Source organism: Micromonospora sp. NPDC051543 (genome assembly GCF_044454415.1).
Classification (GTDB): Bacteria; Actinomycetota; Actinomycetes; order Mycobacteriales; family Micromonosporaceae; genus Micromonospora.
The window spans coordinates 44,256-59,541 of record NZ_JBITDT010000015.1 but is presented as its reverse complement, the minus strand read 5'-3'; the positions used below and the strand labels follow the sequence as shown (position 1 = coordinate 59,541).

Here is a 15,286-nt window from a genome sequence, read left to right as displayed (position 1 = left end):
GGTCCGGCCCCGGGCCGTACCGCCGCCGCTCGCCCTCCCACCGCCCCGGCACTCGCGTTACGATCGGCGGCCTGTGCCAGAAATGGTTTCACCTCATGGGGAGGGGTACGACGCGGTGTTCGATTACGGCGACCGGACCGGCTACGAACCGATCAGCGACACTGACCGCAAGGAGTTCCACGAGCAGGGTTTCCTCCTGCTGCGCAACGTCCTGACGGAGGACCACCGGGCGGCGCTGGAGGCGGCTGTCGACCGCGTCTACGCGGAGGAGCAGGCCAAGGGCACCACCAAGAAGGACGGCACCCTGCACCTGCTGGGCTTCCTGGAGCGCGACGAGCTCTTCGGCGAGCTGCTCACCCACCCGATCGCCTTCCCGTACATGTGGGGGCTGGCCGGCTGGAACATCTACACCCACCACAACCACCTGGACGTCACCCCGCCGGCCGCCGAGCCGGAGAAGCCGTACTGGGGTTGGCACCAGGACGGGTACCGGCAGAACTCCGACCCGGAGACGATGGACCCGAACCTGCCCCGCCCGATGTTCTCGCTGAAGGTCGGGTACGTGCTGTCCGACCTGTCGGAGACCGGCCGTGGCGCCACCAAGGTCATCCCGGGCAGCCACCTGTGGAACTCGCTGGACCGTCCCAAGGACCTCAGCGTGCACAACCCGGACCCGGAGGGCACGGTGGAGATCACCGCCAACCCGGGCGACGCGTTCATCTTCGACCGTCGGCAGTGGCACTCGCGCTCGACGAACCTGTCGACCATCACCCGCAAGATGCTCTTCGTCGGCTACACCTACCGGTGGATCCGTCCGCTCGACGAGCTGCACCCCGACGTGAACGGCGAGTGGTACCGCAACCGCACGCCCGTGCAGCGCCAGCTGATCGGTGAGGGCACCCACACCGCCAACTACTGGGGCATCAACTGGGACGGGTACGTCGACGACGAGATCCCGCTGCGCAAGGAGCTCAAGGAGCGCGGTCTGCTCGACCGCAACATCCCCTGGCTGCGCTGACGTACCGCTGGAAGGAAGGCCCCCGGTCCACCCGGGGGCCTTCCTCGCGTCTCAGGCGTGACCGGCGAGCCGCCGGCGGGCCTTCTCCCGGATCGGTGCCGGCAGGTCGGTCGCGTCGAGCAGCCGGGGCAGCAGCTCCGGTTCCAGGCTGGTCGCCCGGAACACCTCGCCGATGGTCACCCCGTGCGCGGGCCGTTCCACCACCTCGACCGGATCGCCGGCGCCCACCTCGCCCTCGTGCAGCACCCGCAGGTACGCCCCCGGGGTGGCCCGGACCGTGAACCGCTTGATCAGATCCGGTACGCCCCAGAAGCCGGCGAACGTGGTGCACGGGGTGCGCGGCATGGTCACCTGGAGCAGCGCCGTACCCACCGCCCACTGCTCGCCGATGACCGCGCCGGTCACGTCGACCGCGTAGGTGGTCAGGTTCTCCCCGAAACCGCCGGGGCGGATGGACCGGCGGATCTCGGCCGACCACCACGCGGCGTCCTCCTCGGCGTACGCGTAGACGGCCTTGTCCGGCCCGCCGTGCACGGCCCGCTCGCCGATGAAGTCACCGGCCAGGCCCTCCGCCAGCAGCGACACCGGCCCGTCGACCGGACGCTTGTCGATGCCGCTGCGACCGCTCGCGTCGCCGGCCCACTCCGCCTCGGTCACGATGCCGAGGTTCACCGCTGCCACCCTGCCCGTCATGACGGCCAGCCTAGGGTCTGTCAGCCCTTGACCGCTCCGGCCACCAGGCCGGAGACCATCTTCCGCTGCACCAGCAGGAAGAAGATGATGACCGGCAGGGTGAACAGCGTGGAGGCGGCCATCACCGGCCCCCAGTTCGTGTCGTCACGGCCGAAGAAGAAGGTCATCGCCACCGGCAGGGTGTAGCGCCCCTGGTCGTTGATGAACGTCAACGCGAAGATCAGCTCGTTCCACGCCGTGATGAACGAGAAGATGCTGGTCGCCACCAGGCCGGGCGCGACGAGCGGGAACAGCACCCGCCGGAACGTCTGGGCCCGGCTCGCGCCGTCGATGGCGGCCGCCTCCTCCAGTTCCTTGGGCACGGCCGCGACGAAACCGCGCAGCATCCACACCGCGAACGGCAGCGAGAAGCCGAGGTACGTGAGGATCAGGCTGGGCAGGGTGTTGTAGAGCCCGAGCCGCTGGATCATCAGGAACAGCGGGATGACCAACGCCTCCAACGGGATCATCTGCACGATCAGCAGCATGATCAGGAAGCTGGTCCGGAGCTTGAAGCGGAACCGGGCCACCGCCGTCGCGGCGAGCAGGGCGACGAGCCCACTGAGCACCACGGTGGACACCGCGACGATCGCGCTGTTCACGAAGAAGTCGAGGAAGGTCACCCCGGGGATCAGGTTGCCGGTGAGGATCTCCCGGTAGTGCGCCAGCGTCGGATGGGTCGGCACCGGCTGTGGGGTGGCCGAGAAGATCTCGTTGCTGGGCTTCAGCGACGTCGAGATCATCCAGTAGACCGGGAAGGCCGCGAAGAGCGCGACCAGCAGCCCGGCGGCGTTGAGGGCGACCTTCTTCACGACTCGTCCTCCTGCTTGAGCACCATCCGCACGTAGAAGCCGGTGACCACGAGCAGGATCAGCGTGAGGATCACCGCGATGGCCGCGCCGAGCCCGTACTTCGGCGGCGGCGAGAAGGCCTCGGCGTACGAGTAGATCGAGAGCATGAACGTCGGCCGGTCCTGGGTGCCACCGGCCAGCACGAACTGCTGGGTGAAGACCTTGAAGTCCCAGATGGTGGAGAGCACGATCAGGATTCCGAAGACCGGTCGCAACAGCGGGAACGTAATCTTCCAGAAGACCCGCCACGGGCTCGCGCCGTCCACCCGGGCCGCCTCGTGCAGCTCACTCGGCACGCTCTTGAGGCCGGCGAGGACGCTCACCGCGATGAACGGGAACGAGTGCCACACGACCACCAGCGTGAGGATCGCGAAGAACAGCAGCGGTGAGTTGAACCAGCCGTAACCGGTCCAGTCGCTGCGACCGAACAGGGCGTTCGAGAATCCGTCCGGCAGAGCGTTGAACAGCCAGGTGACCAGGCCGCTCGTGTCGTCGAAGATCCACTTCCAGACGATCGTGCCGGTCAACGCGGGGGTGGCCCAGGCGAGCATCACGCAACTGGCCACGAAGGTCGCCATCTTGCGGCCGAGCCGGTTGAGCAGCAGTCCGACCAGGGTGCCCAGCACCATCGTGAGCAACACGTTCGCCGCGGCGAACAGCACGGTGTTGCGCAGGACGGTCAGGAAGAACGGGTCCGTGAGGATGTCGGTGTAGTTGCCGAGCCCCACCCACGGCCACTCCCGGTCGCCCCGCAACTGCCGGACGCTGTTCAGCCGGTAGAAGGACATCGCCACCACCTGGCCGAGCGGCCAGAGCAGCAGCACCCCGATGATGACGAGTGCGGGCAGGAGCAGCAGGTAGGGCAGGCGGTCGACCCGGCGACGCCGCCGCGCGGGGTTCTCCCGCACGGCGGACGTCTCCGGCACCTCGGTCAGCGTGGTCACTTGGAGTTGAGGATGCTTTCCATCTCACCGGCCGCGTCGGCGGTAGCCTTCTCGACCGTCTTCTGACCCTTCATGACCGAGCTGTTCATCGCCTGGGTCACCGTCTTCGTCCGGCTGACCTCCACCCACTTCGGGGTGAGCGGCGTGAGCTTGGTGTTCTGCATGGTGGTGGCGAAGGCCGCCATCACCTTGTCGTTGGCGTACGTGTCGCTGGCGACCAGGTCCTTGTAGACGGGGAAGAAGCCGAGGCTGCTCGCGAAGCTCTGCGCGTTCTTCTTGTTCAGCAGCACGGTCAGGTAGTCCCAGGCGAGGTCCTGCCGCTCGCTGTCCTTCCAGATCGCCAGGTCGGAGCCACCGGCGAAACCGGGCGCGGCCTTGCCGTCCGGGCCGGGGATCGGGAACGTACCCCAGACCTTCTCGATCTCGGGGTTGTCCTTCTTGATGGCGGCCTGCTGCCAGCTACCGGCGAACGCCATCGCGGCCTTGCCGGTGGCGAACTGCGTCCGCGCGTCGATCTCGTTCCAGCCGGCGGCGGCCGGCGGGGCGACCTTGTGGACGGTGACCAGGTCGGTCCAGTACTTGACGGCCCGCTGCGCCTCCGGCGTCGAGTAGCCGGACTTCCACGCGCCACCCTGGTTGGTGGCGATCTCCGCGCCCGCGCCCCAGAGGAACGAGTAGAAGGGCAGTTCGGAGTTGCCCGGCAGCGCGATGCCGTAGGTGCCCTTCTTCTTGGCCTGCACGGCCTTGGCGACGGTCACCAGCTCGTCCCACGTCTTCGGCGGCTGCACGCCCGCCTCGGCGAACCAGTCGGTGCGGTAGTAGATGGCTCGCACGCCCGCGTACCAGGGAACGCCGTACTGCTTGCCGTCGAGCTGCGCGTTGCGCACCAGGTCGGGCAGCAGGTCCTTGCCGTCCGCCCAGCCACCCATCCGACCGCTGACGTCGGCGAGCGCCTCCTGCGCGGCCCAGCCCTGGGTCTCGGTGTTGCCCAGTTCGGTGATGTCCGGGCCCTCACCGCCGGCGAGCGCGGCCTGGAACTTCTTCGGCGCCTCCAGCCAGGGGATGTACTGCACCACCACATCGGTGTCGGGGTGCTTCTGCCGGAACTCGGTCTCCACGCCGTCGAGGAAGGCGTTCTGGGCGTCGCCGCCCTCACCCATCATCCAGACCGTGAGCTTGCTGTCGTCGGTCGCTTCCTCGCCGGAGCCCCCACAGCCGCCCAACACCATGGCGACCGAGGCCACCACGGCAGTGACCGGGGCCAACCGCTTCCACCTGTTCACGCCACTTCTCCCCTCGCGTCGCCTGGCACTAACCTTCTCCGCCGCACCTTAGTACGAAGAAATCCTTTACGACAGTGGGCGGGGAGGCCGAAGCCTGGCGACCGTATCGCAGGCCGCCGACGCGAGAGACTCATGGAACCGGGCCGAATATGGGCAGGACGTCACGAAAGAGCGCCCGGCCGTCCGGCCGGGCGCTCTTTTCGCATCCTGTGGTGATGCCAGGTTGTTACCGGGTGACGCGGCGGCGGCCACCCACACCGGCCACCAGCGCGACCGCGATCGCCGCCACCACGACCTGCACCAGCAGCTCGGTCCAGTCGATACCAGCGGTCTCGGTCGCGATACCCATCGCCCGCGCCAGCACCGTGCCCAGCAGAGCCGCGCCGATACCGATCAGCAGGTGCAGCCAGATCGGCATGTTCTGGCGGCCCGGAACAACCAGGCGGCCGAGCGCCCCGACGATGAGACCAACAACGATGGCAGTGATGATGCCCCACACGGTGAGCTCCACGGTCGCCCTCCTTCAAAGAATGTCTGACACACAACGTGTGCTTCCTGTCGTGACCGCTAAGTTCCCGACCCACCAAAAATCCAAACCGACTTGCTCGCCCAGACGATCACGACTTGGTGAACACAGGCACGGACCACCAGACCGCCCCCGCACCCCCGCGCCCCCGCGCCCCCGCGCCCCCGCACCCCCGCGATCTTGCACTTTCGGTTGTCGATAGGGGTGGGATGCCCGGGATGTCGCAGTAGAAAGTGCAAGATCGGCGCGGGCGCCGTGGCCGAGCCCGGGGACGGCGGCGCGCCGGAGCGGGGGCGGACCCGTCCGGGCACGACAGCGAGGGGCGCTCGGCCTGATGGCCGAGCGCCCCTCGAAGGTGTTGCGGTACTACGGGTGTGCGGTGTTACCGGGTGACGCGGCGGCGGCCACCCACACCGGCCACCAGCGCGACCGCGATCGCCGCCACCACGACCTGCACCAGCAGCTCGGTCCAGTCGATACCAGCGGTCTCGGTCGCGATACCCATCGCCCGCGCCAGCACCGTGCCCAGCAGAGCCGCGCCGATACCGATCAGCAGGTGCAGCCAGATCGGCATGTTCTGGCGGCCCGGAACAACCAGGCGGCCGAGCGCCCCGACGATGAGACCAACAACGATGGCAGTGATGATGCCCCACACGGTGAGCTCCACGGTCGCCCTCCTTCAAAGAATGTCTGACACACAACGTGTGCTTCCTGTCGTGACCGCTAAGTTCCCGACCCACCAAAAATCCAAACCGACTCACCCGCACAAGAAGTTGCCGGTGTCGATGTCGGTCGGCTGCGTCGGTTGGCACGGAGACACGTCCACACAGCTCAGACAACATGTTGCCCAGGGCGACCACCCAGACCCCAACCCCAAAAAAAATCCGCCCCAACCCCCAACCCCCGACCGCCCCCGGGTGATCAAGAGGTTCGCGTCAGGATCCGGGCTCCGGATGACGCGAACCTCTTGATCACCGCGGGAAAGGGTGGGAGGCCGGGGCGGGATGGGGGTGGTTACTTCTTGCCGGTGGTTTTGGCGTCGCCGGAGTCGGAGGACAGGGCGGCGATGAAGGCCTCCTGTGGGACCTCCACGCGGCCGACCATCTTCATCCGCTTCTTGCCTTCCTTCTGCTTCTCCAGCAGCTTGCGCTTACGGCTGATGTCACCGCCGTAGCACTTGGCGAGCACGTCCTTGCGGATGGCGCGGATGGTCTCCCGGGCGATCACCCGGCTGCCGATGGCCGCCTGGATGGGCACCTCGAACTGCTGGCGCGGGATCAGCGTACGAAGCTTCGCGGCGATCGTGACGCCGTAGTTGTACGCCTTGTCCTTGTGCACGATGGCGCTGAACGCGTCCACCGGCTCGCCGTGCAGCAGGATGTCCACCTTCACCAGGTCGGACGCCTGCTCGCCGGAGGGCTCGTAGTCCAACGAGGCGTACCCCTTGGTACGGCTCTTCAACTGGTCGAAGAAGTCGTAGATGATCTCGGCGAGGGGCAGCGTGTAGCGCAGCTCCACGCGGTCGGCGGAGAGGTAGTCCATGCCGAGCAGGCTGCCGCGCCGGCCCTGGCACAGCTCCATGACCGCGCCCACGTAGTCGTTGGGCGTCAGCACGGTGGCCCGCACCACCGGCTCGTACACCTCGGCGATCTTGCCGGTGGGGTACTCGCTCGGGTTGGTCACGACGATCTCCTCGCCGTCGTCCGTGATCGCCCGGTAGACGACGTTGGGCGCGGTGGAGATCAGGTCGAGGTTGTACTCGCGCTCCAACCGCTCCCGGATGATCTCCAGGTGGAGCAGGCCGAGGAAGCCGCAGCGGAAGCCGAAGCCGAGCGCGCCGGAGGTCTCCGGCTCGTAGTCCAGGGCGGCGTCGTTGAGCTTGAGCTTGTCCAGGGCCTCGCGCAGGTTCGGGTAGTCGGACCCGTCGATCGGATAGAGGCCGGAGTAGACCATCGGCTTCGGGTCCTTGTAGCCGCCGAGCGGCTCGGCCGCCGGCCGGGCGTTGATGGTGACCGTGTCACCGACCCGGGACTGCCGGACGTCCTTCACACCGGTGATCAGGTAGCCGACCTCGCCGACGCCGAGCGCCTCGGCCTTGACCATCTCGGGTGAGATGACGCCGATCTCCAGCAGCTCGTGCACGGCACCGGTGGACATCATCTTGATCCGGTCGCGGGCGCTGATCCGGCCGTCGATGACCCGGACATACGTGACGACGCCGCGGTACACGTCGTACACCGAATCGAAGATCATCGCACGGGCGGGCGCCTCGGCGTCGCCGACCGGCGGAACGAACTGCCGGACGATCTCGTCGAGCAGGTGCGGTACGCCCTCGCCGGTCTTGCCGGAGACCCGGATGCAGTCGGCGGGGTCACCGCCGATGAGGTGGGCCAACTCCTCGGCGTACTTCTCCGGCTGCGCGGCCGGCAGGTCGATCTTGTTGAGCACCGGGATGATGCGCAGGTCGTTCTCGAGGGCCAGGTAGAGGTTGGCCAGGGTCTGCGCCTCGATGCCCTGGGCGGCGTCGACCAGCAGCACGGCGCCCTCGCAGGCGGCCAGCGACCGGGACACCTCGTACGTGAAGTCGACGTGCCCCGGGGTGTCGATCATGTTGAGCACGGCGTGCTCGCCGGCCCGCTCGCCCTCGCGGATGGTCCACGGCATGCGAACGGCCTGGCTCTTGATGGTGATGCCACGTTCGCGCTCGATGTCCATGCGGTCCAGGTACTGCGCGCGCATCTGCCGGGGGTCGACCACGCCGGTGAGCTGCAACATCCGGTCGGCCAGGGTCGACTTCCCGTGGTCGATGTGGGCGATGATGCCGAAGTTCCGGATGCGACCGGGGTCGGTGGCACCAGGGGCGTTCGCGCCGGGATCGAGCTTCGGTGGCACAGCGGTCCGTTCTGGTCGGCTGACGTGAACAGGCCGGCGCGCCGCCGACCCCCTCCATGTTCCCACGCCGCCGGGGTACGCCCACTGCGCGGGCGACGGATCGGCCCCCGGGACGCCTCACTCCATCGGCGGCTCCACGAAGAGCGCGGCCAGCCGGGGTAGCCGGCGGCGGACCTCCTCCTCGTCGTCGAAGTCCCAGAAGTCGTTGAGGTCCGGCGTCCGGACCGGCTCGCGGTCCGTCGGCAGCTCCGACGCGGTGGCCCTGCGGTACGCGTCCCACGGCACCGCCAGCATCTGCTCGGCGGAGAACTCCTCCCCGCTGAGCGACGCGGCCCGCACCTGGGGCAGCTCGGCCAGCGAGTCGGGGTCGCCGACCGCGCGGGCGAACACCGCCCGACCCTGGGTCATCAGCCAGCCCCGGAAGTGCTCGAAGCCCTCCGCCGACGCCCCGCCGTTGATCAGGTACGCCGCGCCCCACAGGTCCGCCTTGTGCGAGGCGGCCAGCACTCTGACCTGGTGCTGGGCGTACCCGACGATGTCCTGCGGATCGCGCTCGGCGAGCAGCGCCACGGCCCGCGCGGCGACCGGCCCGGGCTCACCCCCGCCCCCGGCGCGGGCCTGGTCGATCAGCTGCCAGAAGTCCTCGGTCCTCATGGCTTGGCAGTCTGGCAGTGTCGCCGCGCGCCGCGCACGTACCCCGGGGCAGCATGGTGGGGTGTCCTCCCCGCTGCCGCCGATGCCGTACCACGCGAGCGCGTCGCGCCCGTCGTGGCCGGAGCTGCCGGCGGCGCTGCGGGCCGCGATCGCCGACCGGCTCGGCGCGCCGGTGGTCACCGCCCAGGTCGCCACCGCCGGCTTCACCCGGGGCTTCGCCGCCGTGCTGCACACCGCCGACGGCGGCCGGGCTTTCGTCAAGGCGGCACCCGCCGTCGCGCAACCGCGCCTGGCACAGGGGTACGCCTGGGAGGCCGCGATCCTCGACCGGCTGCCGGCCGGCCTGCCCGCGCCCCGCCTGCGGTGGACGCTGGACGAGGCCGGCTGGTTCACGCTCTGCGCCGACGCGGTCGACGGCCACCTCCCACGCCTGCCCTGGGCGCGGGCCGAGCTGGACGCCACGCTCGCCGCGTACGCCGAGGTCGCCGCCGCGCTCGCCGATCCACCGGCCGACCTGACCGCGCTCGGCCTCCCCCGCCTGGCCGAGCTGGCCCGCTCGGACATCCTCTGGTGGGAGGAGGTCGCCGCGGGCCGGGAGCCGCTCCCCGCGCTGCCCGCCGCCGCCCGGGGCAGACTCCCCGAGCTGGTGGCGCTGGAGTCCCGCCTGCCCGCGTACGCGGACGGGGCGACCGGCGTGATCCACGGCGACCTGCGGGTGGACAACGTGCTCATCGGCCCGGACGGCCGGGCCTGGATCTGCGACTGGACCTGGGCCTGCACCGGGCCGGCCTGGTTCGACCTGGTGACGCTGCTGCTCACCGCGTACGACAGCGGCCTGGACGTCGATCGGATCTTCGCCGCGCACCCGGCGAGCGCGGGCGCTCCCCCGGACGCGCTGGACGCCACCCTGGCCGCGTTGGCCGGCTACTACCTCACCGGGGCGGACGCGACACCGGTGACGGCCTCGCCGTACCGGTCGGCGCACCAGCGGGCCAGCGGCGGACAGGCCCTCGGCTGGCTCGCCCGCCGCCAGGGCTGGCGGTGACCGCGCCGGCGCAGGCGTCCTCGCGCGGGCCGTCCCGTGATCCATCCGGGTTCCGAGAAGTCGGGTGGTCAGGGGCCGGCGGATACCCTGGTTCGCAGGAAGCCGGGGTGGATCACGGGTCGAGCGCCCCGCTGGGCGCGGGAGTCGAGCACGCGCGCTCAGGCGGAGCCGTTTTGGCTCGTCCGGGGCGACCTGGTAACCTGGCTTTTCGCGCGGCGATGACTCATGTCGTCATGTCGTGCGCAAGCTGACCAACCCGAGCTATCAAGACGAGGCTGTCGCGTGGCGAACATCAAGTCCCAGATCAAGCGCAACCGGCAGAACGAGAAGGCCCGGCTGCGCAACAAGTCGGTCAAGTCGTCGCTGAAGACCGCCGTCCGGAAGTTCCACGAGGCCGCCGAGGCCGGTGACGTCGAGAAGGCCACCGCTCTCATGCAGGATGCCTCGCGCAAGCTGGACAAGGCCGTCAGCAAGGGCGTGATCCACGCCAACCAGGCTGCGAACCGCAAGTCGGCGATCGCGAAGCGCGTGGTGACGCTCTCCGCCTGACGCTTCATCGTCAGACTGATTCGGAAAGCCCCGGACCTCGGTCCGGGGCTTCCGTGTGTCCACGAACCGCCGCCCGACCGGCTTCGGCGGCCGTCAGTCCAGCGGGTCCCCGCGACGCCTGGGCCGCACCGGGTCGGTCCGGACCGTCACCGGAGTCGCGGCGCTCCACTCGACGCGGGCCCGGCCGACCACCGGCTCCATCTGCCGGCGGAAGCGGTCCCGCTCCTGTTCGGGTACGAGCGCGGCGGAACGGACCACCACCGCGGCCACCATGTCGTTGAGCTTGACCATCGCCGCCACCACCACGGGTAGCACCAGCACCGCCCACCAGGTGACCAGCTCCGCGAGGGCGAGCAGCACGGCCAGGGCGATGGCGCCCTCGAAGAACAGGAAGCAGAGCACCCCACCGGGGTTGACGAACCGCAGGCCGAGGAGCCGGGCGTAGAGCGGCCGGTACCGCTCCTCGTCGGCGGACACGGTGGCCCACGCCGTACGGTTCGGCCCCGTCACCGGCTGCTGCCCTGCCGGGCCGCCGCCACCGAGAAGACGGCCCGCTCCAGGGCGTACGCCCGGTCGTCCGAGCCCCCCTTGACGGCCGCGTTGCACTCCGCGGCGACCTGCATGGCGCGGACCAGGCCTTCCGGGGTCCAGCCGCGACCCTGTCGCTGCGCCCGTTCGATCTTCCACGCCGGCATGCCGAGGCTGCTGGCGAGCTGGTAAGCGTTGCCCCGTCCGGCCGACGCCACCCGGGCCACCGTCCGCACCCCGTCGGCCAGGGCGTCGGCGATGGGCACCGGGTCGACGCCGACGTGCAGGGCCCACCGCAGCGCTTCCAGGGCGGCCGGCACGTCGCCGACCATGGTGGCGTCCGCCACGGTGAAGCCGGTCACCTCGACCCGCCCCCGGTAGTAACGGGACACCGTCTCGGCGCTGATCCGCCCGTCGGTGTCGGCCATGAGCTGGGAACAGGCGGCGGCCAGTTCGCGCAGATCGTTGCCGACCGCCGCGATCAGCGCCTCGGCGGCGTCGTCGGGGCACCGGCCGCCGGCCCGCCGGATCTCGTCGCGGACGAAGGCGACCCGGTCGCGGTGGCCCTTGAGTTTGGCCGCCGGAACCACCGTCGCGCCGGCCGACCGCAGCCCGTCGGCGAAGGCCTTGCCCTTGGCGCCGCCCAGGTGCAGCACCAGGAGCTGCACCTCCGGGTCGGGATTCTTCGCGTACGCCAGCAGCGCGGCGACCAGGTCCTTGCGGGCGTCCTGCCCGGAGCGCAGGACGAGCAGCCGCCGGCCGCCGAACAGCGACGGACTGAGCATCTCGGCTATCTCGCCGACGGTGAGCGCACCCGCCTGGTACTCGCGGACGTCCACCTCGGGGTCGGTGGCGCGGGCCCGTTCGACAGCTTCGGAGACCGCGCGCGTGGCGAGCAGCTCCTCGTCGCCGAGGACGAGCACAATGGGGGCGAGGCTGGCGGGGGTCACGTCGCCCATATTCGCACGGCCCATGGCGGGTACGGGCCTGCTCATTCGCTGCCCGGTCAGCGCAGCCCGCACTTAGCGCAAATCCAGACATTTACCTCGGTTCACCACCTAATCCGCAAATGGCCGGGATTCCGGGTCGAGTGCGCGCAATTTCCACGCGATCGGCAGTCCCACTCACGGTCGCCGTCCCGGCGGTACCCCTCGACGGGCCACCGCCAGTCCGTCGGCGGTCCGGATCGCCGCCACGTCGCCGTCGGTGTCGGTTCGCAGGACACGGGCGCCGTGCCGGCCTAACCGGGACAGCAGCGCCGGGTTCGGATGCCCGTACGTGTTGCCCGTGCCGACCGGCACCAGCGCCACGGCCGGCCGTACGGCGGCGAGGAAGCTCTCGTCCTGGTACGCCGAGCCGTGGTGCGCGACCTTCAGCACGTCCGCCCGTAGCTGGTCGGGCGGCGTCCGGACCAGGACGGCGTGCTGTTCCTCGGTCTCGGCGTCGCCGGGCAGCAGGACCGTGACGCCGGCGACCGTGGCGCGCAGCACCAGCGAGTTGTTGTTCGGGTCCGAGCGGGTGCCGGCCAGCGGATACGGCGGTCCGAGCACCAGTAGCTCGACATCGCCGACCCGGTGACGTGCCCCGGCGGTGGTGTCCCGCATCGTGGCCCGGCCGTCGGTCGCCGCCGCGCGGACGGCCGCCCGACCGCTCGCCGGGTCCGGCGACGGCGGGGTCAGCACGGCGGCCACCCGTCGTCCCCGGAACGCCCCGGCCACCCCGCCCACGTGGTCGAGGTGGAAGTGGCTGACCACCAGCAGCGACACCTCCCGGATGCCGAGCCGTCGCAGACACGCGTCCACCGCGCCGGGCTCCGGCCCGGTGTCGACCAGGACCGCCCGGCCGGGCGCGACGGGCAGCACGAGGGCGTCACCCTGTCCCACGGCGCAGGCCACCACCACCCAGCCGGGCGGCGGCCAGCCGCTGGCGACCAACCGGACCCCGAGAGCGCCCACCAGTACGGCGACCGTGACCACCGCCACCAACCGGCGCACCAGCGGGCGGCGCACGGCCACCAGCAGCGCCACGGTCAGCCCGGCCAGCAGCAGGGCGCCCCCTGCCCCGCCCGGCCACGCCACGGTGCCGGCCGGAAGGCGGGCGCCGTGGCGGGCGATGACGACCAGCCACCAGGCCGGCCAGCTCGCCAGCCAGGCGACGAACCCGGCCCCGGCCGGCCAGACCGGCGACAGCACCGCGGCCGTCACGCCCAGCACCGTCGCCGGCGCGATGGCCGGGACCGCCAGCAGGTTGGCCGGCACCGCCACCAGGCTGACCGTGCCGGAGATCCCGGCGACGACCGGCCCGCAGGCCACCTGGGCGGCCGCCGGAACGGCCAACGCCTCGGCCAGCCCGGCCGGTACGCCCCGACGGCGCAGCCCGTCGCGCCAACGCGGCGCGAGCAGCAGCAGACCCCCGGTGGCCAGTACGGACAGCGCGAACCCGGCGTCGCCCGCCAACTCGGGGTCGACGAGCACCAGGACGGTGATGGCGGCGGCCAGCGCGGGCAGCGCGGCCCGGGGTCGACCGGCGGCCAGCGCGACGAGCCCGATCGCCCCCATCGTGGCGGCCCGTACGACGCTCGGTGACGGACGCACCAGGATGACAAAGCCCACCAGCGCCATCCCGCAGAGCACCCCGGCAAGCCACGGGCCGGCGCGCGCCCAGCGCGCCACCAGCAGCACCGCACCCACCACGATCGCGACGTTGCTGCCCGAGACCGCATTGAGGTGCGTCATGCCGGTCGCCCGGAAGTCCTCCTCGACGGCGGGCGGCAGCCGGCTGGTGTCCCCCACCACCAGTCCCGGCAGCAGACCTCCCGGGTCGTCGGGCAGCGGCGCACAGGCCCGTTGCAGACCCGCCCGCAGGGTGCCGGCGGCGCGCTGCGCCCACGACGGCGTACCGCGCCGCTGCGGTGGACCGCTGGTCGCGAGGACCGCCGCGGTGAGGTCACCGCCGCGCGGCACGCCGAGTCGCCCCTCGGCGGTCAGCCGCTGCCCCGGCAACAACCCCCGCCAGCCGGGGTCGGTGGCGAGGACCAGCACCCGTACCGACGTCCGGAGCGGCTGGCCGTCCGGGCCGGTCAGCCGGATCAGCTCGCCCGACACCAGCAGCATGCCGGGACGCCCGGCCGAGCGGATCGGGCGCGGATCGTCCCGCACGACGAGGTCGGCGGTGACCGGTGCGTGCTTCTCGGCCAGGGCGCGGACCGGCGGGGCGTCCCGCACGAGCAGCCGGGCCGAGGTCGCCGCCGCGCCGCAGAGGACGCCGAGACCGACCGCGACGATGATCCAGCCGAAACGGCGGGCGAGAGCCCCTGGGCGACCGAGTCGACCGAGCAGGCGCAGGGTGCTCAGCGCCGTCGACACGGCTGCTGCGCCGGCCACCAGCAGCAGCGGTCGGGGGCCGAAATGCAGGCCGGCGAGCGCGGTGAGCCAGGCGGCCACGGCCAGCCCGGCGAGCCGGAGGTCCGGTGGCGGGGGGTCGCCGACGACGGGTGGGACGTTCACACCGTCACCAGGTCCTTGAGCTGCTCGTAGCGCGCGTCGCCGATGCCGTCGACCTGGCGCAGGTCGCCGACGGCCGCGAACCCGCCGTGCTGGTCCCGGTAGGCGAGGATGCGCTGGGCGAGCACCGGCCCCACCCCGGGCAGCGCGTCGAGCTGGGCGAGTGTCGCGCTGTTGAGGTTCAGCGCCGCGCCGGGGGCCGGCGCGCCGGCGGGGGCCGGACCGGCGACGGGGCCGGGTGCCGGCGGGGGCGTCACCCCGACGACGATCAACTCACCGTCGGCGAGCTTGCGAGCGGGATTGAGCAGCGCCACGTCGACGCCGGGCAGCGGGCCACCGGCCGCGGAGAGGGCGTCGGCGAGTCGGGCCCCGGCCGGTACGCGTACCAGCCCCGGTTTGCGCACCTTGCCCGCGACCGCCACCACCAGCTCGCCGGACGCCGACGCGCTGGCCTGCCCGGTCACGACGGCCGAGGTGGCCTCGCCGACCGGTGGGGTGACCGGTTCCGCGTGCGGTCGGGACCGCCAGGCCCAACCGGCCGCGGCCAGCACCACCACGAGGGCCACGGCGGCCAGCGCCCGTACCCCGCGCCTGCCCGGGTCGAATGCTCCGGGGCCGGGCAGCCGTGCCGTAGCGCCGGGATCGGCGGACACGTCCGCTGCCGACGCGTCGGCCCCCGACGGAGGCGGCGCCGTGCTGCCCGTCGCGGCGGTCAACCGGCGCAGACGCTGGCGTACCGCTGTCTCCTCGTCCTCTGCCAC

At 71.4% G+C, this 15,286-nt stretch carries 15 protein-coding genes; 3 read left to right on the top strand and 12 right to left on the bottom strand.

Annotated elements, in window-relative coordinates; genetic code table 11:
* Positions 1–115: 115 nt before the first annotated feature.
* Positions 116–1,018 carry a phytanoyl-CoA dioxygenase family protein gene (locus ACIA3K_RS24980; protein WP_355053200.1) on the top strand — a complete coding sequence of 301 codons (903 nt, stop codon included), beginning with the start codon at positions 116–118 and terminating at the stop codon, positions 1,016–1,018.
* A 51-nt stretch (positions 1,019–1,069) separates the two neighbouring features.
* Here ACIA3K_RS24980 and ACIA3K_RS24975 read toward each other — a convergent pair whose 3' ends face one another.
* The 8 genes from ACIA3K_RS24975 to ACIA3K_RS24940 all read right to left on the bottom strand — a co-directional run bounded on the left by ACIA3K_RS24975 (position 1,070) and on the right by ACIA3K_RS24940 (position 8,900).
* Positions 1,070–1,711 carry an MOSC domain-containing protein gene (locus tag ACIA3K_RS24975; RefSeq protein WP_396804122.1) on the bottom strand — a complete coding sequence of 214 codons (642 nt, stop codon included), beginning with the start codon at positions 1,709–1,711 and terminating at the stop codon, positions 1,070–1,072.
* A 20-nt stretch (positions 1,712–1,731) separates the two neighbouring features.
* The gene (locus ACIA3K_RS24970; protein WP_357133209.1) at positions 1,732–2,562 is read right to left on the bottom strand and encodes a carbohydrate ABC transporter permease; all 831 of its coding nucleotides are present in this window, start codon (positions 2,560–2,562) and stop codon (positions 1,732–1,734) included.
* Complete coding sequence (locus ACIA3K_RS24965; protein ID WP_396804121.1) at positions 2,559–3,545, bottom strand: carbohydrate ABC transporter permease; 987 nt, start codon at positions 3,543–3,545, stop codon at positions 2,559–2,561. Before ACIA3K_RS24965 ends, ACIA3K_RS24970 begins: the two co-directional genes overlap by 4 nt.
* Positions 3,542–4,828 (bottom strand): sugar ABC transporter substrate-binding protein, encoded by a 1,287-nt coding sequence (locus tag ACIA3K_RS24960; protein WP_396804120.1) that lies wholly within the window; start codon positions 4,826–4,828, stop codon positions 3,542–3,544. Before ACIA3K_RS24960 ends, ACIA3K_RS24965 begins: the two co-directional genes overlap by 4 nt.
* Before the next feature lie 226 nt (positions 4,829–5,054).
* The gene (locus tag ACIA3K_RS24955; RefSeq protein ID WP_396804119.1) at positions 5,055–5,339 is read right to left on the bottom strand and encodes a GlsB/YeaQ/YmgE family stress response membrane protein; all 285 of its coding nucleotides are present in this window, start codon (positions 5,337–5,339) and stop codon (positions 5,055–5,057) included.
* Positions 5,340–5,736: 397 nt separating this feature from the next.
* A complete protein-coding gene (locus ACIA3K_RS24950) occupies positions 5,737–6,021 on the bottom strand; it encodes a GlsB/YeaQ/YmgE family stress response membrane protein (RefSeq protein ID WP_396804119.1) in 285 nt (94 codons plus the stop codon).
* A 347-nt stretch (positions 6,022–6,368) separates the two neighbouring features.
* Positions 6,369–8,246, bottom strand: a complete 1,878-nt coding sequence (gene lepA / locus ACIA3K_RS24945) for a translation elongation factor 4 (protein WP_396804118.1) — start codon at positions 8,244–8,246, stop codon at positions 6,369–6,371.
* Between the two features lie 117 nt (positions 8,247–8,363).
* Positions 8,364–8,900 carry a DUF4240 domain-containing protein gene (locus ACIA3K_RS24940; protein ID WP_396804117.1) on the bottom strand — a complete coding sequence of 179 codons (537 nt, stop codon included), beginning with the start codon at positions 8,898–8,900 and terminating at the stop codon, positions 8,364–8,366.
* An 82-nt stretch (positions 8,901–8,982) separates the two neighbouring features.
* Between ACIA3K_RS24940 and ACIA3K_RS24935 the strand changes: the two genes are divergently transcribed.
* Together ACIA3K_RS24935 and rpsT are read left to right on the top strand one after the other, a co-directional pair.
* Positions 8,983–9,945 (top strand): phosphotransferase, encoded by a 963-nt coding sequence (locus ACIA3K_RS24935; protein WP_396804195.1) that lies wholly within the window; start codon positions 8,983–8,985, stop codon positions 9,943–9,945.
* 282 nt (positions 9,946–10,227) lie between these two features.
* Positions 10,228–10,494, top strand: coding sequence for a 30S ribosomal protein S20 (rpsT, locus tag ACIA3K_RS24930; RefSeq protein WP_355053192.1), 267 nt, complete (start codon positions 10,228–10,230; stop codon positions 10,492–10,494).
* Positions 10,495–10,587: 93 nt separating this feature from the next.
* Here rpsT and ACIA3K_RS24925 read toward each other — a convergent pair whose 3' ends face one another.
* The 4 genes from ACIA3K_RS24925 to ACIA3K_RS24910 all read right to left on the bottom strand — a co-directional run bounded on the left by ACIA3K_RS24925 (position 10,588) and on the right by ACIA3K_RS24910 (position 15,286).
* On the bottom strand, positions 10,588–11,004 hold the full coding sequence (locus ACIA3K_RS24925) for a hypothetical protein (protein WP_396804116.1): 417 nt from the start codon (positions 11,002–11,004) through the stop codon (positions 10,588–10,590).
* On the bottom strand, positions 11,001–11,981 hold the full coding sequence (gene holA / locus ACIA3K_RS24920) for a DNA polymerase III subunit delta (protein ID WP_357134527.1): 981 nt from the start codon (positions 11,979–11,981) through the stop codon (positions 11,001–11,003). Before holA ends, ACIA3K_RS24925 begins: the two co-directional genes overlap by 4 nt.
* 165 nt (positions 11,982–12,146) lie before the next feature.
* The gene (locus tag ACIA3K_RS24915; RefSeq protein WP_396804115.1) at positions 12,147–14,528 is read right to left on the bottom strand and encodes a ComEC/Rec2 family competence protein; all 2,382 of its coding nucleotides are present in this window, start codon (positions 14,526–14,528) and stop codon (positions 12,147–12,149) included.
* Entirely contained in the window at positions 14,525–15,286 is a 762-nt protein-coding gene (locus tag ACIA3K_RS24910) for a helix-hairpin-helix domain-containing protein (protein WP_396804114.1), read from the bottom strand. The genes ACIA3K_RS24915 and ACIA3K_RS24910 overlap by 4 nt, the downstream gene beginning before the upstream one ends.

What these genes read in the sequence shown, in the direction of transcription:
- ACIA3K_RS24975 (WP_396804122.1), bottom strand. Translation starts at nt 1,711, where the DNA reads ATGACGGGCAGGGTGGCAGCGGTGAACCTCGGCATCGTGACCGAGGCG.
- ACIA3K_RS24940 (WP_396804117.1), bottom strand. Translation starts at nt 8,900, where the DNA reads ATGAGGACCGAGGACTTCTGGCAGCTGATCGACCAGGCCCGCGCCGGG.
- ACIA3K_RS24935 (WP_396804195.1), top strand. Translation starts at nt 8,983, where the DNA reads ATGCCGTACCACGCGAGCGCGTCGCGCCCGTCGTGGCCGGAGCTGCCG.
- holA (WP_357134527.1), bottom strand. Translation starts at nt 11,981, where the DNA reads ATGGGCGACGTGACCCCCGCCAGCCTCGCCCCCATTGTGCTCGTCCTC.